The following is a 23671-nucleotide window of genomic DNA, read 5'->3' on the forward strand; positions in this document are numbered from 1 at the left end:
CTTAATTCTTAATTCTTAATTCTTAATTCTTAATTCTTAATTCTTAATTCTTAATTCTTAATTCTTAATTCTTAATTCTTAATTCTTAATTCTTAATTCTTAATTCTTAATTCTTAATTCTTAATTTTATAGTGTCCCAGCGAAATTGGTCTAGTTTGTCTCGTTGATCGAAAAAGTATTCTTCTAGATATGGCTCAATTTCCCTTTGCCAGATATCTTCAATTTCCTCAGCTATTGTTTCTAGTAGAAAGAAGGAGATTCCGAGGGAGTAGTTAGGATCTGCGATCGCATTATTTATTTGTTCGAGTATCTTAATCAATCCATTCACTGGAAAATCCGTTGTTTGGTGATATCGTCTCAGGATTTCATAGTTGGGATAGAGCCGAATAAATGCGAAGCGACGGCGAAATGCCTGATCAACTAGAGCAATAGAACGATCCGCTGTGTTCATAGTACCGATAATCCGAACATTTTTCGGGATACTGAATAGTTGATTACTGCCAGCTAAGGGAATTTTTTGAGCCCGGTACTCTAGTAGATACAATAATTCTCCAAACACACTAGCGAGGTTAGCACGATTAATTTCATCGATGATTAGAACACAAATTCCTTGCCGAGACTCAGCTTTCTTACAGAATTCTAGAAATCTGCCTGGAACTAAAGGATATCTCAATTCCCCATTTTGACTTTGTGGACGGATACCTTGAATAAAGTCTTCATAGGAATAGGCAGGATGGAATTGGACAAGTTCCGTGAATCCATCACTTCCACTGATTAAATGGTTAGCAATTTTTTGAGCACTATAGGTTTTACCTGTACCTGGTGGGCCGTAAAAAATTCCTTGTCCTTTGCGTTCAATAGCACGTATCCATCCCTCTAACTCTGCGATATCAAAACCAGTATCTTTAGCACAGTCGCTTACCGTATACTCCTCTGGTAACGCCATCCTTGAAGCATCAGAGGTAAATTCGATAACCTCCTCTACTCTTCGGAGTTCCTGACCCGAAAAATTATACCCTTTAACCGCCACCAACCAGTAGCAAAACATATCGAATAAATCATTATCCCTGAGCACTGGTACACCCGGTTGATGCATAGTGTTATCTAATGCTTTAATCAGATTAAATCCTGTAGAATTGGCAGCTGGATAATCTGTCAGTTTTTTTCCGTAGGATTTATTCACAAAATAGTTGATAACCTGTCGAGAATTATCATTGATTAACAGAAACCTATCTGGTTGCAGCCCATTGAGGAGATTCGTCAGCATTTCCGTCGGAAAACCTTTAGAGTATTCCCCTGTAGAAAACTGATGACAAGCTGCTGATAACTGATTAGGATGCTTAGTGCAGCAACCAACAAATTCAAGGATGTCGTAACCAATCTGCTCTACTAACCTTTGTATCCATTTATGCTGATATTTCAGTTTTAATGGCAATCGTAATTCTAAATAATTATCACGTTTTCTAGGAATAGTTAGTATCCATGAATCATCACCCTCACCATATTGACTATTCAACGTAATCGCCAATTCTCTATCAGGGAATAGCTGAAACAGTATCGGTTCTGTTATAGCTTCTCCAGACTCCACTATAGCAGAGATTGCTTCAAAATTCCGACACCAAAGGCGACGCTGCTCTTTGTAGGTTGCCATGTGACTTAACCCAACCGGTGTGTAGGGATATGAACTGATAAATTCCTGAAATAGACTGATAAATTCAGATTTATTATCCCCCACCATACTATCCACCTAATTTTTTTTATTAGAACATGTTTGAGACATTAGAGACTGTGATATCCTTTCTATTTTAATTATTAACATACTACTTTAGGTAAAGGCAAGAGGCAAGAGGCAAGAGGCAATATTTAATCAAATCTATAGAGATTTTTGGTAATGAAACAACTGTCATTTTTTTTGACATCTCATTTATAAATGGAATAGCGGTTTATAGTATAATTAGGTACACAATATTTTTACCCTCTTACCTCTTATGACTTCCCTACTCCCTGCTCCCTACTCCCTGCTCCCTAAAAAAATGTACCTCACCCAATTTAAAACCGCTATATTACTTATCTGACATAATTGCCATTTTATCCTCTACAATAGACTTAAGATGCTCAAATTGACTAGTCGTCAAGTAATGATAAGATTGTGGAGGTCTAAAGTTAGCCCATTTTGCTCTCAAATCTTGTAAGGTTACTGGTGGCTCAAAATGTTCTATGAGTTTTAAGCAAATCCCATAACCGACGGCGGCTTCCTCATAATATTCATTAAAATCTTTTTTTTCTATACCAGCATTGTCTTTTACTTTATACCAAAGGATATCTGGGCGGTCTTGAATAACATCTTCTACTTCAAAAAAACCCGATAAAACCTTATCTGGAGCCGAGACATAAACCACAACAATATCCCCTGGTTCTAATCGAGGACGCACCCGACGAAGTTCAATTTTTTTTGTTCCATTGAATAATTGATTAGCATATTTAGGACGAATTGATAATAACAACACATTGGGCATTGTTAACACGAGTAATTTTGCTTAATTTTGGGTGCCTTCTCTATATATTATTGTAAATTGTTCTTGAGAAATCCGCAACGGTGATTGAAGTGTTAAACGCTTACCCAGTATTTCTTTAATTTCCGCCAAATCTATAGGATTTTTAAACAGTTCAGTATCACTAAATCGAAGCGCCATCATATTTTTATCGGGATCATTTTTGGTAAGCTTCATTAAATCTTTTAATTCATATACACCCAATCGGCGAAACTGTTGATGGAGATTTTTAGGTTTGTTGACGACTACTTCATCAAGTCTAGAGCAAGCTCTTACCTGTCCTGTGCCGCAATATTTTTTATTATAGCTTACATACCAGATAATTCTACCAACAACCCCTGGTTTTAAGCCACCATTAGCTCGATGGCTTCGATAATAGACAAGTTCACGTTTTAGCGCCAGATCAGTTTTAGATCCTAATAGGTACTGGTTAGCTAAGTCTTCATCGAATAATTCTTTCGCCCATTCTGCTTGAATAGGAATGATTATAGTAGGAAGCTCAGCATCAATAATTTTGGCTGGCCAAAGTATTCGTTCAACGTCTAGAGTTGTTTTTACCGCTTTGGTTAAATTATCAGTTTTGAGGGTTTCAGCAATTTTTAGGCAAAAGTTATAATCCTGACTTCGATTAGCTAAATTAGTGAGATAGTCGGATAATTCTGTCGCCGTAACCGCAACCGCAAGATTGGCATTTAAATAGCCATCCTTAACTTGAAAAAATGCATCATCTTGAATAGCGCTAAGAATAGTTTGATTCAAATAAGGTTCAGTAATTCGTGTAAATTGCAAATTGTCACTTACTGACAGGGATATAAACCAAAAAATTAAGTGCCGCGCCAGGGTTTCTTCAAGAGAACCAGATCTAACCCGAAAAATTGGGACGTTTAACTCATGATTTTTCTGGGTATGATACGCAATTAAAGCTAGGGTATTATTTTCTGACTGGAGAATAATATAACACTTAAATTTATCGGGATTAGCAATAATATAGCCCAGCCTTCCTTGAAAATCACTAAGTTTTTCTTTCTTAGCATCAACCAAAAACGTTTGACTCAAGAAAGGTACCTGATCTAATTTATGAACAACTTGTCTAGTGATACCTGTGCCTGCTAAGCGTACAGGCTGATAGTTAATATATTCGTGAAGATAATCTAGCTTAACAATTAAACTAGTAGGACTAAGGATTGATAAGTTAAATTCCTCATTGATAGCATCTGCGATCGCTAGTATTTGTGAATTACGAGTCAAAAAAAATGGTGCATCTGAAGCTATGGCTATAGCTAACTGACTTAGGTCAGATTTATTGATAGTTACCTGAGTTGATAACAAAACCTTGGTTAGAGCGCGACAAGCTGTTTGAAAGTCTTTCTGATTGTAGGGGAGTTGAGTAAAGGTATCGGCTAACTGGCGTTTACCATTCCTTTGTTTACTATCCTCAATAGTATTGATGACCTTAAATATTTCATTAGTTATACATAACTCCAAGTCAGGTTGTAACCAATCAGCTAGTAGAGAGTCGGATTCGGCCTTTGACCTAGCTTCATCTCCTTGCAAGTCAAAAAACACGCTGGTATCAATGACTGCACATAATTTAGACTCAAGTTTTTGGGTAGCAACCGTAGAAAATAGGGTAGGATGGTCGTGATCGCGCCACCAAACGGTAAGTAGTTTTCCATCCTTGCTCCTTCCGGGTTTTTCAGCCAAAGGAACAAAGTCTAAGTGAGACCACATTTTCTCTAATCCATAATCACGACGGCATTTGAGTTTAATGCCGTAAAAGTCCTGAGTGTTCTGACTTAGATAATTAACCAGCTTTCTAGCAATACCGTTACCACGCCATGATGGCTCGATGCATAGATGAACAATAACGATGATATTATGCCTACGCACCTTCCGGTATAACAAATAACCGGTACACTTTTTTTCAGGAGTAAGCGCCACAAGTATTTGACGACTGAGTGCGTGTTGATCAAAAGCTCCTTCAGGAAAATGACCAAGAGTTTTTGCGTCTGCTCGTCCCAAAGCCTTGACTGTCCTTAGGTGCAGGGATTTTTCATCAATTGTTTCAATTTGAAGCTGTATCTCTTGTGTCACGTTACCAATTACCAATTACCAATGGCCAATTACCAATTACTATGCATGGAATCGACCCTATTGTACGTGATTAAGCATACCTAATCTTACTGGTTAGAAGGAAACCATTTTTGCTCTAGGTTGGTCAGTTCTCCGTCTTCCTGTAATTGCAAAATAATTCGGTTGATTGCCTCGCGATAATGGCTACCTTGAGGCAAAACTATACCGTAGTCTTGTTCAGCAAACAACTCACCTACAATCTGGTATTCTCGGTTTTGTGAAGTTTGGTAAAGTAACGTTGGTGAATCATAAACTAGAGCCTGCACTTGACCCGCTTTGAGAGCTTTGTATGCATCTTCCACCTGCTCAAATTCAATCAGCTTGACTGGCTGTTGATTCATATATCTGGCAGAAGTTGTGTCTGCGACAGTAGCAACTTGTTTTCCGAATAGATCGATAAGATCAGAAATATTCGAATGAAGCTTCCACTACCTGGCAAGCCGTTCGCGTAGCGTCGGGCTTCGCCCGAGGTGGTGGTGTCTTATGCTAATCTGGAGCTACCCCTAGCCCACAGATCACACAAGCAAGCCCAGCTTCTAGGCGGTCGTCGAGATCTTTTGCTGGAACGACCCTCGTTGCTATTTCTACGAACGAGTTTAAGCACACCTCTAGCACCGATATTGTAAGCACCGTTTAAGTCGGCATTGAACCGCTTACATGAAGGGAAGGTTGCTAGGGAGTAATTTGTTGAGTCGCGTCTAACTTTACCAGAACCATCATAGGCTAATTTTGAAGTGTAGGCCGCTACGACTTCTATCACTTTGCCCCCCAATTCAGACCATTTCATTTCAGTAAAATCGCGAATTTTGGCCTTGAGCCATCCATGGAATCTTTGTCGCAGGTTAGACCTTTTCTTTCCACCTTTTGGTTTCCAGCCTTTTAGATTCTCAAACACAATGGCTTCAGAGTTGAACTGTTTAGCAATCTCAACGATTCTTCTTGAAACGATGTGGCCTATTTGGTGATTAATTCTTCGGCATTTTTTGTAGGTCTTAGAACAGAAACCTTTGTGAAGCTTTCCACCTTTACCCATAGTCTTAGACGCCCGCATGGACACGGATTTTAGTCGTTTATCTCGGCGGTCTATGTCTCTTCCCGGGTGAATAAATTCACGATGAATTACAGTGCCGCTATGAGTTACGACTGCTATTGTGGCTGTTGTGTTGATTCCTAAATCAACTGCTGTAACATTGGCCTCCGGTTTCCTCTTTTCTGGCTTGCAGGTAAATGGAACTGACAGGTAATAACCCCTGTTGTTCATCACTATAGAAGGAGACATCATTTTATTGGATGTTACCAAGTGACGCTCTCTTAATCTAGTAATTTGAACGTCAGTCCAGACCCAATCAGAGCCATTAAATACTTTTATTTCTACTGTATTGAAACCATGTAGTTTGTAGCATTGCCCCTTGTAAAGGGAGGGATAACAACCGGTATTTGCATTTAGTCTTGGAGGCTTAGCATCCTTTCTCTTTCTGCTTCCTGATTGCCAATCTCGATAGCGAGTAACGAAGCTGCTAACCTGACCAGCAGAGAATGCGATCGCAGCACGACGTAAGTAACTAGGAAATTTATAGAAAGCTTCATTGAATTGGGGATATTTGATGTTAGGGCGTTTAGCCGTTTTATGCATCAATTTCTCAACAGCAGGAGTCAATTGATCTGCTGTTAGTCCCCCAAGTTCTCCCCAATGAGTATAAATGATACCAACCAGATACCGACAAGCACGACGATAGACTTCGACCGTCTCACCAAGCAGTACACGCTGCTCAGTAGTCGGGTTGAGAGTCCATTTATCAGTGCGAATGACCTTGGTTGGCGTTTTCATCTGTTCCTTTGTTAATATACCTTTAGTATATACGGGTATTCTAAAGATGTCAAGCACAGACCAGAAGAAATCTCAAAAAAGGATGAGGGGAGTTCCTGTCCATTACGATGAGCTAAAAAAACCACACACCATCATGCTTACTGACAGTGTGTGGAGATGGTTGCAGATTTCTGCAAAAGAATCAGGGGTTAGCGTCGGGGAGTTTATAGAGAGGTGGGGGCGAAGTCAATTTGACTAGCGCTCCTTGACCCCCACCTGGAAGAGGTGGGGGAATGCGTCGCGTTTTTGTTCAAGACGATCAGCTGTGATGGCTGCTGTGAAGTAGGCAACCACGAATAATCCAGTAAACATCCAAACAATTGCCACCAAACGCCCCACAAAACTAACGGGAGATTTATCACCATAGCCTACAGTTGTAGCCTTTACTAAAGACCACCATAAGGATTCCCAAATACCTGCTAAATGCGCTCTTACTTGGCGAATTAAATTCGCCAAGAAGAGCGCACCTCTTGTATAGATTAATGGTTAATGGGTCATCGTAAACTAGCAATTACCAATTCCAAATTACCCATTACCATTAGTCAAGATTCAAAGTAGACCAAGTTATCGAACCCACAATCCCATCAGCATATAATCCTTTCGCTTTCTGATAAGCAATCACAGCAGATTTTGTCCGAGTTCCAAAATCACCATCGGTTGCACCAGAATAAAATCCTTGGGTTTGGAGCAGCTGCTGTAGTTCCTCTACTTCTGATCCAACTGCTCCTTGAATTAAAGGAAGATACGCAGATGAGGGTTGATCGTTACGCCATCTTTCTGAAAACTCTTCCAAGACTTCTTTTGGTAGCTGTTTTTGCAGCCACTCAATCGCTTGTTTTTGGTGAGGTAAGCCACGATAATACTTGTAGGTGTTAAGGAGCAGCACAGGCTCCCGCTTCTTGTTACCTGGTTCAGAAGGAGATTTCTCTGATGGTTTAGAAGAACTTTTCAGTGCTTCCCAGGTCTTTGAACCCACTAATCCATTGGCATTTAGTCCTTCAAACTTCTGAAAGGAAATCACTGCTTTGGTAGTAGCAGGACCAAAAATGCCATCAATTGGACCGGGACTAAACCCTTGAGTTTGGAGGGATTGCTGTAGCTCTTTGACTTTCAGACCAGTGTCTCCTTCTCTGATATAGTCTTCAACTGATGAGTCAAGGCGCTGACGAACTTCTCGGCGCAACCGAGGCAATTGACTGTATAACCAGTCTCCAGGGCATTGGGTTGGTGAAAAGTCTCGATGCCCTTTAATATTGTCTGGGCTAATCTTGGTAGTGTTGCAAATCGAAACACATAAATCTACCAAACTTTTCCATTGTTTGGCATTCATCCGGTAGCTGATAAAGGTACCTTCATTTTCAATTCCAGGTGACTGGTTACCTAGGGTGCTACCAGCATGAGCAGAGCTGACAGAAAGTCCTTTTTTTATCGCTGATAAGGAACTCTGTCTACCTTCGAGTAAATAGCCACCGGTGGTATTCAAAAAGTTGTGACCTGAGTCATCCCAGCCAAAGCCATCCATGTGAGATTTTTGAATACTCCTAGCCAAACTTCTGGATCCCCATAAGGTTCCTTTCGATAGATCATTCGGGGCATTGGGAGTAGCAGTATGGTGAATAATAATATATCGTGGTCGAGTGGTATCTGGCCATTTTTTTGGGGGTTTAGCTCCCCATTCTTTTGCTGAAATGACACTAGCAGTGAAAGACATATTGACTTGCGGTCTCCAGTTATACTAGTTTACTAGTGGGCTCGTCGAAATAGGATGCGAACAATTAACCAAACTATGGATTTGGCTGAGGTGGATTGGCAACTATTCCTGACTGGATTCTAGCCTTCAATTGCGATTATCATCTATGGCAGGTAAGCCTATGCGCTACAGATGGTGCTACTTGAGGTGCTATCACCGTGTCGTGTATCAACCTATGCGCTACAGATGGTGCTACTTGAGGTGCTAATGCGCACGCTACTTGAGGTGCTTTTGAATAAGCTATGCAGCCTGGTATTACTCAACTACCAAGGAGAAGGCGAAACCTATTGAAGGCTATGTTGCTTTCCAGGGCGGGGTGAGAGTTGAGGTGTAGGTGATAAAGGGACTTTTTAAGGGGGATTTGGGAAAATTTTCCCCAGCAGTTGCCATAAAAGCTAAAATATATGCTATAATATAAATCGCACGGTACGCGGACGTGGCGGAATTGGTAGACGCGCTAGATTTAGGTTCTAGTGTCGCAAGACGTGAAGGTTCAAGTCCTTTCGTCCGCATCTAAAGGTGCGACCCGTGGCGAATTAAATTCGCCAAGTAAGAGCGCATCTAAGCCAATAAGGGTTCTAGGTATCTAGAAAGCTAGAACCCTTAAACCATTATTAGAGATTAGTTGTATTAGTGATTTTCTTTAGTTGATAAGTAGTGACACCTTACCTGTCATGGAACCGGCTTCGATAGCGTTGTGAGCAGCAGCAGCTTCTTTGAGGGGAAACCGTTGGCTGAGGTGAATTTTCAGTTTACCTTCATCAATCCAATTAGCACACTGCTGGAGAATCTCGGTTTGGTGCTGTTGAGCTGTAGTGAGTCCTTTCAAGGCTGGGGTGAGCATGTGTTCTAGACTGATGCGCAAATTATGCGTCCGCGCTGTCTTCAAATTACCCTCGGCTGGGTCTAGTTGGAGGATAGTCACAATATCCCCATATACCCGCACTGCTTCACAGGTGTCATAAAAGGTTTTACCGCCTACAGTATCGAACGCCAAATCTACTCCCTCTCCCCCAGTCCAATCCAAGGCAGCTTTCACAAAGCTAGTTTGTTTGTAAAGGATAGGATAGTCAGCACCTAACTGACGCACTAATCTAGCTTTTTCTTGAGAACCGACAGTAGTACAAACCTCAGCACCTTTGAGCTTAGCTAGCTGAATAGCAACGTGACCAACACCACCAGCACCTGCCTGAATCAGCACCTTTTGTCCTGCTTCCAAGCGTCCTCGGTCATACAATGATTCCCAGGCAGTGATCAGTACTAGAGGAGCAGCAGCGGCTTCAGGGAAGGAGAGGGATTTAGGCTTCTGGGCAACTAAGGACTGATCAACAACAGCTAGTTCGGCATAGTTACCTGTACCAGATAATCCTAATCCCCCAGCACAGAAATACACTTCATCACCAACCTGGAATTTCTGGACACCAGCACCAACAGCTTCTACCACACCAGCACCATCGCAGCCTAGGATAGCTGGCATTTGGTCACGGTAAACGGTGCCTCTACGCCGCAGTTTGGTGTCAATGGGATTAACACCAGCAGCGTGAAGACGCACCAGGATTTCTGTGTCGTTTTTAATTGTGGGAGCTGGTACATCCTGAAGTTCGAGCACTTCAGGTGTACCAGGAGCGGTCATTACAATGGCTTTCATTGGTCATTTGTTAATTGTTAATTGTTAATTGTCAATGGTTAATGGTCAATGGTCAATGATCAATTTTCAATTTTCAATTAACTTTCGACAAAACCGCCATTGATGATTTGCCTTTTAGATCCATGGCTGATCATGCTGTACATAATTGTGCTGTAGTTTGACTATAGCGACAGGGATGGCTGAAGACTGCTTTAGGCTGGGATTGGTGTTCTACTCGAAAGACATTGGCATAGAGATTAGCCAGGATTTGTTTACCAGAAAGGCTTCGGTCTAGGTAGGGCAATGCGGGTTTGATATAAGGATAGACAACATTCCAGTAAAAGTTTGGGTAGTTCCGGCGCAAATCACCGGGATTACGATAGCCTAAAATCTGATTTTTCCCGATTTCTTCAAACTCGTAGAACAAGGCACTAATTTTTTGTAAGTAGCGGGGATCAGCCAGCTGACCAATCAAATCTGCTGCTCTGACTAAACCAGGATAGTTAACCTTGTCTTGATGATCCTGATCATCAGGTACTGGGAAACGGGTTAATTCAATATTGTGCTTAATCTGCTTAGTATCAATCAGCAGGTGATTACCAAAGTGTTCATCAATAAACTGCTTACCCCGGTCTACATGGTAGGGAGTAAGGCTGGCATCAGTGGCACCTGTAGGGAGAGTAATCATAAAATTGTCTATTCCTGTGGCATACAATCCTTGGTCTGGTTGGTCTTGGCGACAGATGCCTTTGATATAGCCAATGTCATGGCACAACAAGGAGATAATCACCTGCAACCAGTCTTCACAGGAGACGCTCCCTTCGCAGATGTGCTTACCCCACAAGATTTCCTGTCCAACTAGGGTGACTAGGACGGTGTGTTCAATGTTGTGATAAAGAGCGTCACTATTAGCAATATTTTCCAGAGCCATGTGGGTAGCCCAAGTAATCAGCTCACAGTAGTCTGATTTAAGGCTGCCGTAAGTGCTGTGGAAACCTGTCTGTAGGTTTTTAACACAGGTATCAATGATTATCTCGGTAGGATTAAACATCATGGTAGACATATCAGCAACTCCTCATTTATATTTCAGCTGATCCCGACGGTCAAATCTGGGGGATTTCAGGTTAGGGGTTAGGGGTTAGTTAATTGGTCTGGCATTGCTTAATTATGCAATTATTTTAAGAGTTTTTTGGAATGGGCATCAGGCGTGGAACGGGCATCTTGCTGGAACGGGCATCAGGCGTGGAACGGGCATCTTGCCCGTTACAATTTCCAGGCAGGATGCCCACCCCACTGATATTAATTCCTTGATTCAGCAATGCCATTGGTCTGACTAACTACTAACGACGTTTTGTTTGGCAGCTCTCAATCCCTATATCTAGATCAACGCTAGATCAAAGTCCTCAGCATTCGCCCTGAGGCACTTAGCTTTGTTAGGTCCGGCACAAGGGGCGAGGTATTAACCTTACGTTTGTCAAGTTTTCACCCACTTCGGATCAGGTATCTACCAAGCTGATAGCTGATAGCTAAAAGCTGATAGCTTTATGAACACAACCCATCAAGCTCCCAATTTTGGGAAATACAAGTGCAACAGGGAGTGATATGATCTGACCAGTACTCAGTGCCATCAAACGCAGCGTTTTAGCTTGAGGGAAAAGGCAAGAGAGTACTGAGACATCTATAACCTCGTATAGGTTTGATTGCCATTAATCAAACTCTATCCTGTGTTGAAGACATCAGGGTAATTTGTGGAAAAAGGCTCACAAGCCACCTCTAATCCATAATTTGTGTGAAAATCTTCACAAACTCATGGCTAACTCAGCTTTTCGATAAGCTAGTTAGGATGGGTTTAAAATTAGCATAAATACTATCTTTTTTTGGTGCATCTTGATAACCACCTAAACGCTATGTCTAGGGGACAAAACCGATTATTCAAAATCTCTATCGGCAAGACTGAGATGTTCTTAGAAAAATTGAATCAACTAGATTTGACTGTAGCATTTGATCAGCTAACACCCCGTAAACGAGAGGTCTTGAAGAAAATGTTAGCGGGCCAAAGCGATCAAGCGATCGCTAAGTCCCTACACATCACAGAAGCTACTGTCAGAAAACATGTGCAGCAGCTGTGCGAGAAATTTGAGCTGAGGAATGCACCAGGTGAACATTACTCACTCCGTAAGCAGTTAATTGACTTATTTAGTGAATATCAGCCTAAGTTAGTAAATCCAGAGTTATTAAGTAAATATAAATCTTTCATCGTCCCACCGATGCCAGAGTCAGAAGGGCAACAAAAGCCAGTTCCTCTGAATGCTGACTTTTATGTCAAGCGCATTCCTTATGAAGATCAGTTGTTAGAGGCAATTGTCAAGCCTGGTGCTCTAATTCGGATCAAAGCACCCCAGCAGATGGGTAAAACCTCCCTGATTGAACGAGTTCTGGCTGAGCTCAGGCAGCAAGGTTATCAAGCTGTGACCTTAAGCTTTGAGTTAGCCGATAGTACCGTCTATAGGGACCTCGGCAAATTCTCACGGTGGTTCTGTGCCAGAGTTGGTCAGACTCTAGGGCTGTCAAATAAGTTGGATGAGTATTGGGATGATATTTTTGGATGTAATAGTAACACCACAGATTACTTTCAGGAGTATTTATTGGCAGAAATTGAAAGCCAGATAGTACTCGTTATAGATAAAGTTGATCTGGTGTTTGAACACCCCGTTATTGCTGATGATTTTTGTCGCCTTCTCCGTGGTTGGTATGACATCGCTAGGCGGGGCGATCGCAGTAGCGCTATCTGGAAAAAACTCCGGTTGGTGATAGTACATTCTACAGAAATTTATAGCTCCTTGGATATCAATCACTCACCACTAGCTAATGTTGGATTGGAAATTGAGTTGCCAGAGTTTAGCACTGAGCAAGTAGAGGAGTTAGTCAAACGTTATGGACTGGATGGGAATCCCAGAGAAGTCAAGGAACTGATGGCGATGGTGGGAGGACATCCTTATCTGTTGCGCAAAGGTTTAGCGTATATTAAAGATCATAACATTACCCTAGCGCAACTGTTAGAGCTGGCACCCACAGAAGCCGGACCATTCAGTGACCATCTGCGACGCCACCTAGGAAATCTCAAACAGTCTCCAGAATTGGCAACTACTTTGGAGGTGGTGGTTCAAGCAAACAGCTGGGTAACTATCCCATCGGAGCAAGCCTTTAAGTTATATAGCATGGGGTTAGTAAAGTTGCAAGGGAATAGCGTCATGCCTCGCTGTGATTTATATCACAAGTATTTTTGCGATCGCCTTTGCCAGCGGATTGAGCCTGAGTGCTGAGTGGGTCAGTTCAGAATCCATACTTCATATAACCTTAAACCTTAAACATACCCGATACCGAATGCCTAGGGCGAACAACCTACCCTAAGGGAACGCCTAGGGCCAACAACCTTGGCCAAAAGGCCACGCTACGCGAACAACCTTAAATTTTAAACCTTAAACCTTAAGCCTTAAACCTACCCTATATGAATGCCTAGGGCGAACAACCTACCCTTCGGGAACGCCAAAGGCGAACAACTGTCAACCTACCCTTCGGGAACGCCAAAGGCGAACAACTGTCAACCTACCCTTCGGGAACGCCAAAGGCGAACAACCTTCAACCTTCAACCTTGGCCAAAAGGCCACGCTACGCCAACAACAGTTAAAAAATAAAATGACCTACGAATATATATACTCAGGGACTTTACCAGCCGATGCTCTTACCTATGTTAAGCGACAAGCAGATAATGATTTATATGAAGGATTGAAGGCTGGACAGTTTTGTTATGTATTGAACTCAAGACAGACTGGAAAATCTAGCTTACGAGTGCAAGTAATGCGTCGGCTTGAAGCAGATGGGGTTGCCTGTGCAGTAATTGATTTATCGATGGATGGTACCCAGCATGTCACTTTGGATCAATGGTATGCCAATATTGTCCGCTCTCTGGCTAGAGACTTCGAGCTAGATATTAATTTACGCACTTGGTGGCGCGAGCGATCAATGATATTTGCGGTGCGACGATTGAGAGAATTTCTTGAAGAGGTTTTGCTCCAGCAAGTTACTCAAAATATTGTAATTTTTATTGATGAAATTGATAGCGTTCTTAGTCTCGATTTCCCCACTGATGATTTTTTCGCCTTTATTCGCGCCTGCTATAACCAACGTGTGGATAAGTCAGACTACCAACGCCTTACCTTTGCGCTACTGGGAGTAGCAACACCATCAGATTTAATTCAAGATAAAAAACGCACACCCTTTAATATCGGTCAGGCGATTCAGCTATATGGCTTTCAGTTGCACGAAGCACAGGCATTAGCCCAGGGATTACAAGGAAAAATTAGTAATCCCCAAGATGTCCTGAAACAGGTCTTGTACTGGAGTGGAGGTCAACCTTTTCTGACCCAAAAGCTTTGTAAACTCTTGTTGGATTCTGTATCTACTATCCCAACAGGTGGTGAGGCAGAGTGGGTTGACCAATTAGTGCGATCGCAAGTGATTGATGATTGGAAATCTCATGATAATCCGGAGCATCTTAAAACTATTCGCGATCGTCTTCTTAAGAATGAGCAACGGGCTGGGCGATTACTGGGATTGTATCAGCAAATTCTGCAACAGGGAGAAATAGCGTCTGATGACAGTTCTGAACAAATAGAATTGCGGCTATCGGGATTAGTGGTTGAGCAGCAAGGAAAATTAAGGATTTATAACCGTATTTATAAAGCTGTTTTTAACCAAAATTGGGTAGATAAAGAGTTAGCAAATTTGCGACCATATAGTAATGAAATTACTGCTTGGTTAGACTCCAATGGTCAGGATACATCCCGACTCCTGGGGGGACAACAGTTACAGGATGCATTAAGATGGGCCCTTGGGAAAAGCTTAAGCCATCAAGATTATCAGTTTTTGACCACTAGCCAAGAATGGGAAAAGCGAGAATTTAAAAAGGCGTTAGAAGAAATTCAACGGTATTCAGAAGCCAGACGACAAGGGAAACTTAATCCAGCCCTAGCGGCTACGACTAAGGAAACTATCTATGAGTCTCTTCAACACCTGACCCCAGAAAGTTTCAAACATATTGTTTCCAACATTGAATTAGACTTACGAGTTTTTAATCAAACCTTATCCATGATGGATACTCTGATCGACCGAGAAGGGTTTGATTCCATTTTCAATGAAATGTTACGGTCTATCACCTTCAAAACTGGAGAGATACTCCAGGCGGATCGCACGACGATTTTTTTATTAGATGAAGCCAAAAATGAACTCTGGTCAATTGTGGCAAAGGGAGAAGGAGGAGACTCAGAAGAGATTCGGGTGCCTGCGGATAAAGGGATTGCTGGTTATGTTGCTCAAGCTAAAAAAACTGTCAATATTCCTTACGATTTATATGACGATACCCGTTCTAATACTGCTAAGGAATGGGATACCAAAACTGGATACCGTACTTATACCATGCTGGCTTTACCCTTACTAGATGAACAAGGAGATTTAGTGGCTGTTGTCCAATTACTAAATAAGTTACAACAACCGCCAGTTTTAGACGCGCCCTTAGCTGATAAAATTGATTTAAAAGGCTTTACACCAGAGGATGAAAAACTTTTTGCGCAATTCGCCCGCTCGATTCAAATGATTCTTAAATCCTCTCGGTTATTTTATAAAGCAGCTCAGAAACAACGAATAGCTTCAGCATTGATAAATGCGACACAATCTCTGGGTAAAAGTAGCTTGGATCTAGAAGAAACTTTGAATAAAGTGATGAATCAGGCTCAAGAGCTAATGTCTGCTGATCGCAGCACAGTCTGGATGTTAGATGAGGACCAGGATGAATTATGGACAAAAATAACGGTTGCTGATGGTACATTAAAAGAAATTCGGATTCCCAAAGGAGCTGGCTTTGCTGGTCAAGTTGTTACCACTAAACAGCCATTGATAATTCCGTTTGATCTCTATGACCATCCCAATTCAGACACTGCCAAACAAACTGATAGTCAAACCGGTTATCGCACCTGTAGTTTGTTAGGGATGCCTGTGTTTAACGCCGATAATCAATTAATTGCTGTTACCCAATTAGTCAATAAAAAGAAGCAGGGCAATTTTCCTCCATACAATCCCGCCGATTGGCCCAACCCTCCCGATTGCTGGAAGGCAAGTTTTGATCGCAGGGATCAAGACTTGATGGAAGCATTTAATATTCAAGCGGGTGTAGCGCTCCAAAATGCTAAGCTGTTTAGTAAAGTCAAGCAACAACAGCTAGAGCAGCGAGATTTGGTCTTTAATGTATCCAGTGGTGTAATTTTTACCAATAAAACTGGTCAGATTATCCTTGCCAATGATCACGCTAAGGATTTGATTGGTTTGAAAGATATTGAGGAGAAGTCTTTACGGGACTTGCTCCACATTAAAGATGCAAATTTTGCCCAATGGTTCGATGTAGCATTAGCTGCCAAGAATGAACAAGAACGTCGGCAAGATTATTCAGCTCAAACCTTAGTATCCCATAATACTCAAGCAGAACACAGTGTGAATCTATGTATTATCTCTTGTCCTGATGCTTCTGATGTTACTCAGATTTCTACTATCCTAGTAATTATTAATGATAGTGGCGATGATAAACAAAAACAGGAGCAGCAAAAGCTAGTGCGTAGTGTGTCTAGGGTCGGCAATCTTTATGGTTGAAATTATTTCATAATTAGAGATGATGTGGGTTCAATTAAGTGATGAATTTGTACTAGAACCCAGTTATTTAATTAAGTTATTTAATTAAGGGTCATGTTTGGGTATAAAACTGTAGATGCCAAATCCCTGAATCAAAAATGTCCGTATTTCTTGATTCAAATCTTGATTAAACTGTAGATGCAAAACTCCTGAAACGACAAATCATCACCAATTTACAATCAAGACTATCACAGACTTAAGCGTTTTTATTTTTTTTATCCAAATAGTCCTTGACCCCTTTTAATGTATAAAATTCAGCGACTTTCTTTTCGTCGTTATCAAGAACTTTATACCGATATAGATTTGGGGCTCCAATACAACCATCATTTTCTACAATCAACTCCTTATAGCCAAGTTCTTTGACTTTGTCATAACAGCTGTTATGCTCTTTAACATTAATGTTGTTCTGATCAACATTACACTTAAATTTTGGCTTTACCCCAGCCTCGACTTTATTAGCTATCTGATCGACTTTTTTACCTAGATCTTTTAGGGTTGATGTAATCTTGCTTAAGTCTTCTTGCACCTACTTATTCCTCCGGAATTTAATTTCATTCAATGTAAATACAGTTTAAGTAATTGGCTGTGATCTGAATCAACTTATGGTCTGATCTTTATCACCGACATTCTATTCAAAAAAAACCTTGTTACTCTCAAGGTAAGCGATAGGATTTTTCTTTGAATAGTGAATATAATATCTTCAAAAGAGGCAAGAGGCAAGAGGCAAGAGGCAAGAGGCAAGAGGCAAGAGGCAAGAGGCAAGAGGCAATAGGCAATAGGCAATAGTTAATCAACTAGGGATGCATCGCTACTGCCTACTCCCTACTCCCAGAATGAAAGTATCTCACCCAATTGAGAACTGCTATAATGAATTATCACTAACTTTAAAAACCATCAAGTGTTGGCTGGGTAAACTATTATTGGTTTCTTGCCAAATTAAATTCACGTCTTCCATTTCTTTTTTAACTTGCTTCTGAGTCATTTTATGCAAGCCCTTAATAGGAATAAGTGGGTTTTCCTTTCGATATTCCACCAGCACAACTCTTCCTTCTGGTTTGAGAGCTTTAACAATCGATTCCATCATTTCCCGGGGATATTCAAGCTCATGGTAAACATCTACCATTAACGCTAAATTAATGCTATTTTCAGGAAGTTTAGGGTCAGTTAAACTTCCTAATATTGTATCAACGTTATTAACATTGTTATCTTCTGTTAGAAAGTCAATAACGTCGATCATTTCTGGCTGAATGTCTACTGCTAATACTTTTCCTTCCGGTAGCAACGGAGCGATTCGAAAGCTAAAATAACCAGTGCCTGCTCCAATATCTGCAACAGTATCTGTTGGTTGTAAATTAAGAGCATCAATAACTAGAGAAGGTTGCTCTTGGGATTTCCTACTAGGGCGTTCCAGCCACAACATTTCCTGATGTCCCATTACTTTAGCAATTTCTCGACCCAGATAGAATTTGCCAATGCCATCTTTGCTATGAAAAGAGCGGATTGTATACAGGTCACTAGCATTGATGTTTGATTTTAGTTCCCGAGTATAGGTATAATTCGTTAGTAGTAGAACTGGGATGAGTAAGACAGCGATCGCAGCTGCCAACAGATATTTCCTGAAATTTGCCATAAAAAATCGAACCACTGAAAGTCCCCGGTATAACCCATGGATGCAGGTAGATTATAAATTAACTATTTACAATTAACAAATTACTAAGGGCCAGCAATAGAAAACCCCCGGCGAGTTGGTGGATTTTCTGCTAACTGCACCTTGAAAGTGACGCGATCGCTAATGTCACCGCTTTTTACCTCCAATGTCCAATCCCCAGGACCCAGAGGCCAGAAGAACGAATTGGATGAGTTGGTAGTTAGCTTTTCACCATTCAACCACCACTCCACTGACTCAGACTTTAGCCCAGCCACCTTGAACTCTAGCCGTTGAACAGCACTGTTGCTATCAAGATCGGATTCAGTAGGGTACAGCACATATAAATCCCCCTCCCGAGGAGACAAAATTTTCAGTTTTCCTGGCGCTAGATTTCCTTGAGGTTGTCTTGCTAACCACTCGTTGTACTCATCAGGTAAATTAACGATGTACTGGGGCGATTGCTGGTTAGCCCCAACACTGGTGATTTGATAAAACGTATCGGATTGACGTTCGTAATCCTGGAGGTCGTCTGGATAGAAGTATTCCTGGACAACAGTTGGACAAGCAGGAGTGGGACGCAAACCGGAAAGGGCGCACACTGGACGTTGGACTAAACCGGGAGGAGCTTGAAACGGAGCAGGTTCTTGAGATTGATGCAGGTGTAACATAATCCGATGCCAGAGGGGAGCAGCACCAATCACCCCAGACACTTGTTCCATGGGCTCACCATTAAAATTGCCTACCCAAGTGGCAACGGTATAGTTTTTGGTGAATCCCACAGTCCAAGTATCTCGGAAATTAGAAGAGGTGCCAGTTTTAACGGCAGCCGGAAAAGGTAAATTCAGTACTGAATCGACACCAAACCCCTGAGCACGAGCTTGAGGGTCACTCAGTATATCTGTTATTAATGCCCAGGTTGAAACGGTTGAAAGTTCAAGGTTGGAATGTTTAAGGTTATTTGGTTGTTCGCCTTTGGCCTTCGAGTAGGGTAGCTTGAACAGTGGGCTTTGCTTGCTTGCTCGATGATCTGACAATTGTTTACTTCCCCCGCTTGCCTGTCTTTCCTGTCTTCCCTGTCTTCGTGCTCTTCCCGCTCTTCGATAAACCGACAAATCATCCCTATTTGGCGAGGGGCTAGATAGTGTAGTGACAACGGATGTGGGTTGTCCAAGTCGTGCTAGGGTGAGGTAGGCGCGAGCTAGTTCCCAAAGACTAACTTCACCACTACCTAGGGTTAATCCTAATCCATAATGTTCTGGAGACTGGGTTAGGTGTTCAAAACCTAGTTGATGTAAGTGCAACAGAAAGTTTGATACTCCAACTTTTTCCAATACCCTAACTGCTGGGATATTAAGGGAATTGGCTAGAGCAACGCGAATGCGAACTGGTCCGAGGAAAGTTTCGCTGTAATCGGTGGGACTGTAGAGTCTAGCTCCGGGAATGGCGTAATAGGTGGGAATGTCGGCTAAGACGGTGTTGGGACGAATGATGCGCTGCTCTAAGGCTAATTGATATAAAAAAGGTTTGAGGGTGGAACCGGGTTGACGTAGGGCTTGGACTCCGTCATTGCGTCCTAATTCAGCTTCGGAAAAGTAATCCGGAGAGCCGACATAGGCGTATACTTCACCGGATTGATTCTCAATGACAATAGCAGCAGCGTGATGGACATTTTTATGGGCAAGCTCGCGAACTACTTGCTGCACTTGGGCTTCAACAAATTCCTGTAGGGGACGGTCGATAGTAGTACGAATTTGGGAGGGATGCTCTGATGGTAATTGGTTGGCAACCAAGAATAAAAAGTGTGGCGCGGCAATTATTCCTTGCTGTCGAGGTAGTAGGGAAATGGCTTCCTCATAGGCTTGGTCTGCTTGAGTAGCAGTGATATAGCCATCCTCTACCATTCGGTTAAGCACATAGATTTGCCGCCGTTTGGCAGCATCCCAGTAATAATAAGGATTGAGATAATTAGGATTATTGGGTAGACCAGCTAATAGGCTGGCTTGAGCAACATTGAGTTCACTGGCAGGCATGCCAAAATAAATCCGAGCAGCAGCTTCTAAGCCATAGATATTGCCACCCATAGGGAGTCGGTTGATATAGGCTGCCAAGATTTCATCTTTACTCATCCCTGCTGCTAATCGCCAGGATAGCCAAATTTCTTGGAATTTGGCAGGTAGAGTGCGGGGGTTGGGTTCGAGCATCCGTGCCAGTTGCATGGTGATAGTGGAAGCACCACTGACAATGCGTTTCGCCTCAATGGCTTGAATTAGCGATCGCATAATTGCCCGCATCTCTAATGCCCCATGGTGATAAAACTCTCCATCTTCTGCGGCGAGAATAGCATGGATAAAGTGCGGGGAAATTTGATCGAGAGGGACAACCGCAGTATGGTCTTGGTCTCGACTGAGGATTGTGCCTAGGGATAAACCATTGCGATCACGAAATTCTACCGCTAGGTCATCTTGAACTAAATCTTTAGCACGAATGGGAGCAAGATAGGGAAGCGTACGGACGGTGATGCCAAGCAGCGCTAAGCCAAGGAATAGTTTTACAGCGCGCCGATGTTTGGGATTTAGCCTCAACCAAATTTTCTGTTTGATGATGTTAATGGAATTTCTCATCAGGGACTCAATCTTGTGTAGCTCATTACTATCAGAACCGTTATAACCAAATGGTTAGATGAAGGCTGAGGTGGAAGCCTGAGGTGATTAGAGCTTTGATCAAATAGTTAAATCTAACAAAGGATCGGAGCAATTTTACTGTATGTTTAAAGGACTGTTAAGAAAACCTTGAATTAAACATGGATTTAAGAGTACAATTGGCGGAATCCTTGGATGAGACAACCTGGGACTTACTGATTCCTCATGTTAAACGAGATGCAGTAGTGGTGGTGACTGAGGGACTGGATTTATTGGATGTTGGGGTAGCGATCGCAAATGATGATGTGCTATCTGTCCAACATTGGATCAGTGAGCAGCTAATGCACAAGCCTTTGCATGAGCAACTTTCTAATTGGAACAGCAACCAGAACAAGCGGTTTCAGGCTCTGATTGTACAACCCTACGTACTGGTGCAAGAACTTTCAATGGACTTTACCAAAAAATTTGGGTAATCGCGCCCCTAGAGACGAAACCTTAGAGAGTGGAGCCATAATGGTGGATCGGTCTCGCGCAAAAAGGTTAAAACTTGATAATTAAGGCGACCCTCTCTTACGGTAACTTTAAATCCTTATAGGACGGCTTTTTTTTTAAACAATGGCCTTGACAGTTTTTACTAGGTGTGCTATTTTGAAGTCTATAAGAATAAACTAAAAAACTAGATAGATACTATCTAACCATAAGTAGGCAACGTAAAAAATATGTCTGTGATACATATTGCGTAATTTGGTCTAGCGATGCAGCGCGGTCTTGGGGGTTTCCCCCATGAGCGACTGCATCAAGACAACGACTTAAAGGTCTATAAAAAATTTAGATAAAAAAAAGTATCTATCTATCTATATATAAAAAAGGTACGGTGGGGCACACCGAAACCTAGATCCATGATCAAGTACGCTTAGGTCGAATTGTCCTCTACTTTTTTTGGTTCCGACCTGCTATACGCAAGACAGATCGTTGTTCGCGTAGCGTGGCCTACGGCCAAGTAAGAATCCCCGTTCTTCTAGGACGGGGAGTGTCAATTGATTAATCTTTTCGAGGCTTGCCCTAATTCAGCCCCTGTATGACCTGTCGTCAACCACAACAAAGCCCTAGCCCCATCTCGCAAAGCTTTATCAAGGGGTTCAGTAGACTTTTCGGAAGGAACAGGTAAGGGCTTGAGAACAATTCCTCTACTGCCAAAAACAATATCACCAATCAAGCGAGCACGGCGCATATGATAGTCAGAAGTAATCAAATAGACACTATCGATGTCCTGAGCTTCTAACTGATCCACTAAGGTAGTAAAGTTAGTGACCGTATCCACCGCTTTGTAGTCTAGGTGGAGGCGACTGACCTCAATTCCTTCCCGGGTAAATAACCGTTTAGCATATCCTTTCGGGCTGCCAGAAGATACCCAAATGTCGAGGTCTGGGTGCTTGATGGCAAATTTGGCAGCAAATCTCTCCCGCGATTCAGATCCCCCTAAAACTAAGGCAACTTTTGGTTGCACTAAATAGCTTTCAATCCTTTTGTAACCATACATTAGGGTCATTGCTAAAACGAGTGTCACCCATGGTATTAATTTAGCTTTATAGTTAGGGGCTGATGAGTGGGAGTGAATCCTGAAAATCATAACTCGAATAGATGTCGAATAGATAGATGGCGTTGTTTAACTCAAAGCGCAAGTTCGCAGCTTTCTTCAGGGATTAGTCATTAATTGTTACTTGCTACTTGTTACTTGCTACTTGTTACTTGTTGATTGTTAATTGCTACTTGTTACTTGTTACTTGTTAATCAACAAAAACCAAAAAATTGAGAAAGATTTAGCAATCAAGCTTAGTCTTGGTCTTTGACCGGAAAAACTGATGAAGGAATTGTCAACGCTAGCTGATAAAGTTGACGTCGGGGGAGTTGAGTTAGCTGAGCTAATTGACGACTCGCTTGCGATCGCGATACTCCCTGAGCCATAATCTCTATCAATTGAGCTTCTAGTTCAGCTTTTGATAACATAGGCTTGTCTTGGGAAGCTCCACCAATTACTAGGGTAAACTCTCCCTTGGGTTCTAGGTGAGTAAAATGAGCGATCGCATCCCCAATAGTTCCCCGCCAAAATTCCTCATGGAGTTTAGTTAATTCCCTAGCCAATACAATTCTACGGTTTTCTCCCAAACAGCTTGCCAAATCTCGCAAGGTATTAAGCACGCGGTGAGGCCCTTCATATAAAATCAACGTTCTTGGTTCCCCCTTGAGAGAGTCTAAGCGTTTTTTTCGACTTTGACCCTTGGTGGGTAAAAAGCCTTCAAACACAAATCGGTCTGTCGGTAGTCCCGCAGCACTTAATGCCGTAATTCCAGCAGTAGCACCTGGTATTGGAACTACCGATATCCCCTCCTCAATAACAGCCTTGACCAATTTATAGCCAGGGTCAGAAATGCCTGGCATCCCAGCATCCGTCACCAACGCAATGGTATTTCCTTGACCCAGGCGATTCAACAACTCGGGTAAACGCTGGTCGTGATTGTGTTTGTGGTAACTCACTTGCGGCGTTTTAATTTGAAAATGCTGCAATAGCTTCCCGGTATGGCGCGTATCTTCCGCAGCAATCAAATCCACCGATTGCAGAATTTCCACTGCCCGAAACGTCATATCCTGCAAATTACCAATTGGTGTTCCCACCACATAAAGCATTCCCACTTGTCTTCTTCGCCATCCCTTACGTC

General features: G+C 42.1%; 21 protein-coding genes and 1 tRNA gene. 7 read left to right on the forward strand and 15 right to left on the reverse strand.

Annotated features, from left to right (window positions below; translation table 11 throughout):
• Nucleotides 1–106: 106 nt before the first annotated feature.
• From F6J90_RS42415 to F6J90_RS42435, 5 genes are all read right to left on the reverse strand, one after another.
• Nucleotides 107–1738 (reverse strand): AAA family ATPase, encoded by a 1632-nt coding sequence (locus tag F6J90_RS42415; RefSeq protein WP_293108683.1) that lies wholly within the window; start codon nt 1736–1738, stop codon nt 107–109.
• A gap of 325 nt (nt 1739–2063) precedes the next feature.
• Nucleotides 2064–2516, reverse strand: coding sequence for an ASCH domain-containing protein (locus F6J90_RS42420; protein ID WP_293108848.1), 453 nt, complete (start codon nt 2514–2516; stop codon nt 2064–2066).
• 21 nt (nt 2517–2537) lie between these two features.
• Nucleotides 2538–4646: a GNAT family N-acetyltransferase gene (locus F6J90_RS42425; protein ID WP_293108686.1), complete on the reverse strand. Its 2109-nt coding sequence runs from the start codon at nt 4644–4646 to the stop codon at nt 2538–2540.
• An 86-nt stretch (nt 4647–4732) separates the two neighbouring features.
• Complete coding sequence (locus tag F6J90_RS42430; protein WP_293108851.1) at nt 4733–5095, reverse strand: transporter substrate-binding domain-containing protein; 363 nt, start codon at nt 5093–5095, stop codon at nt 4733–4735.
• A gap of 71 nt (nt 5096–5166) precedes the next feature.
• Nucleotides 5167–6513, reverse strand: a complete 1347-nt coding sequence (locus F6J90_RS42435; RefSeq protein ID WP_293108688.1) for a transposase — start codon at nt 6511–6513, stop codon at nt 5167–5169.
• A gap of 46 nt (nt 6514–6559) precedes the next feature.
• On the opposite strand from F6J90_RS42435, the gene F6J90_RS42440 reads away from it, so the two are divergent.
• Entirely contained in the window at nt 6560–6751 is a 192-nt protein-coding gene (locus tag F6J90_RS42440; RefSeq protein WP_293108691.1) for a hypothetical protein, read from the forward strand.
• On the opposite strand, the gene F6J90_RS42445 is transcribed toward F6J90_RS42440, so the two are convergent.
• Nucleotides 6748–7008: a potassium channel family protein gene (locus F6J90_RS42445; protein WP_293108693.1), complete on the reverse strand. Its 261-nt coding sequence runs from the start codon at nt 7006–7008 to the stop codon at nt 6748–6750. The two genes, F6J90_RS42440 and F6J90_RS42445, sit on opposite strands and share 4 nt — an antisense overlap.
• An 82-nt stretch (nt 7009–7090) precedes the next feature.
• Nucleotides 7091–8263, reverse strand: coding sequence for an N-acetylmuramoyl-L-alanine amidase (locus tag F6J90_RS42450; protein ID WP_293108696.1), 1173 nt, complete (start codon nt 8261–8263; stop codon nt 7091–7093).
• 274 nt (nt 8264–8537) lie between these two features.
• On the opposite strand from F6J90_RS42450, the gene F6J90_RS42455 reads away from it, so the two are divergent.
• The gene (locus F6J90_RS42455; protein WP_293108853.1) at nt 8538–8636 is read left to right on the forward strand and encodes a DUF427 domain-containing protein; all 99 of its coding nucleotides are present in this window, start codon (nt 8538–8540) and stop codon (nt 8634–8636) included.
• Between the two features lie 96 nt (nt 8637–8732).
• Nucleotides 8733–8814, forward strand: a tRNA-Leu gene (locus tag F6J90_RS42460).
• 131 nt (nt 8815–8945) lie between these two features.
• Here the strand turns inward: F6J90_RS42460 and F6J90_RS42465 are convergent.
• Nucleotides 8946–9950, reverse strand: a complete 1005-nt coding sequence (locus F6J90_RS42465) for a zinc-dependent alcohol dehydrogenase family protein (RefSeq protein ID WP_293108698.1) — start codon at nt 9948–9950, stop codon at nt 8946–8948.
• A gap of 130 nt (nt 9951–10080) precedes the next feature.
• Nucleotides 10081–10980: an Npun_R2479 family HD domain-containing metalloprotein gene (locus F6J90_RS42470; RefSeq protein ID WP_293108856.1), complete on the reverse strand. Its 900-nt coding sequence runs from the start codon at nt 10978–10980 to the stop codon at nt 10081–10083.
• Between the two features lie 907 nt (nt 10981–11887).
• Here F6J90_RS42470 and F6J90_RS42475 point away from each other — a divergent pair.
• From F6J90_RS42475 to F6J90_RS42485, 3 genes are all read left to right on the forward strand, one after another.
• Complete coding sequence (locus F6J90_RS42475) at nt 11888–13252, forward strand: AAA-like domain-containing protein (protein ID WP_293108701.1); 1365 nt, start codon at nt 11888–11890, stop codon at nt 13250–13252.
• 189 nt (nt 13253–13441) lie between these two features.
• Nucleotides 13442–13624 carry a hypothetical protein gene (locus F6J90_RS42480; protein ID WP_293108704.1) on the forward strand — a complete coding sequence of 61 codons (183 nt, stop codon included), beginning with the start codon at nt 13442–13444 and terminating at the stop codon, nt 13622–13624.
• Nucleotide 13625: 1 nt separating this feature from the next.
• The gene (locus F6J90_RS42485; protein WP_293108707.1) at nt 13626–16628 is read left to right on the forward strand and encodes an AAA-like domain-containing protein; all 3003 of its coding nucleotides are present in this window, start codon (nt 13626–13628) and stop codon (nt 16626–16628) included.
• A 235-nt stretch (nt 16629–16863) separates the two neighbouring features.
• Here the strand turns inward: F6J90_RS42485 and F6J90_RS42490 are convergent, their stop codons facing one another.
• The 4 genes from F6J90_RS42490 to F6J90_RS42505 form a co-directional block, all read right to left on the reverse strand.
• Nucleotides 16864–17193, reverse strand: a complete 330-nt coding sequence (locus F6J90_RS42490) for a hypothetical protein (RefSeq protein ID WP_293108710.1) — start codon at nt 17191–17193, stop codon at nt 16864–16866.
• 127 nt (nt 17194–17320) lie between these two features.
• On the reverse strand, nt 17321–17461 hold the full coding sequence (locus tag F6J90_RS42495) for a hypothetical protein (RefSeq protein ID WP_293108713.1): 141 nt from the start codon (nt 17459–17461) through the stop codon (nt 17321–17323).
• Nucleotides 17462–17529: 68 nt separating this feature from the next.
• A complete protein-coding gene (locus F6J90_RS42500) occupies nt 17530–18297 on the reverse strand; it encodes a class I SAM-dependent methyltransferase (RefSeq protein WP_293108716.1) in 768 nt (255 codons plus the stop codon).
• An 83-nt stretch (nt 18298–18380) separates the two neighbouring features.
• Complete coding sequence (locus tag F6J90_RS42505) at nt 18381–20936, reverse strand: transglycosylase domain-containing protein (RefSeq protein ID WP_293108719.1); 2556 nt, start codon at nt 20934–20936, stop codon at nt 18381–18383.
• 179 nt (nt 20937–21115) lie between these two features.
• On the opposite strand from F6J90_RS42505, the gene F6J90_RS42510 reads away from it, so the two are divergent.
• Nucleotides 21116–21427, forward strand: a complete 312-nt coding sequence (locus F6J90_RS42510) for a DUF2288 domain-containing protein (RefSeq protein WP_293108722.1) — start codon at nt 21116–21118, stop codon at nt 21425–21427.
• Nucleotides 21428–21987: 560 nt separating this feature from the next.
• Here the strand turns inward: F6J90_RS42510 and F6J90_RS42515 are convergent.
• Nucleotides 21988–22584 carry a YdcF family protein gene (locus F6J90_RS42515; protein WP_293108724.1) on the reverse strand — a complete coding sequence of 199 codons (597 nt, stop codon included), beginning with the start codon at nt 22582–22584 and terminating at the stop codon, nt 21988–21990.
• A 203-nt stretch (nt 22585–22787) separates the two neighbouring features.
• The gene (gene rsmI, locus F6J90_RS42520; protein WP_293108727.1) at nt 22788–23639 is read right to left on the reverse strand and encodes a 16S rRNA (cytidine(1402)-2'-O)-methyltransferase; all 852 of its coding nucleotides are present in this window, start codon (nt 23637–23639) and stop codon (nt 22788–22790) included.
• Between the last annotated feature and the right edge of the window lie 32 nt (nt 23640–23671).

Source organism: Moorena sp. SIOASIH (assembly GCF_010671925.1).
Lineage (GTDB): Bacteria > Cyanobacteriota > Cyanobacteriia > Cyanobacteriales > Coleofasciculaceae > Moorena.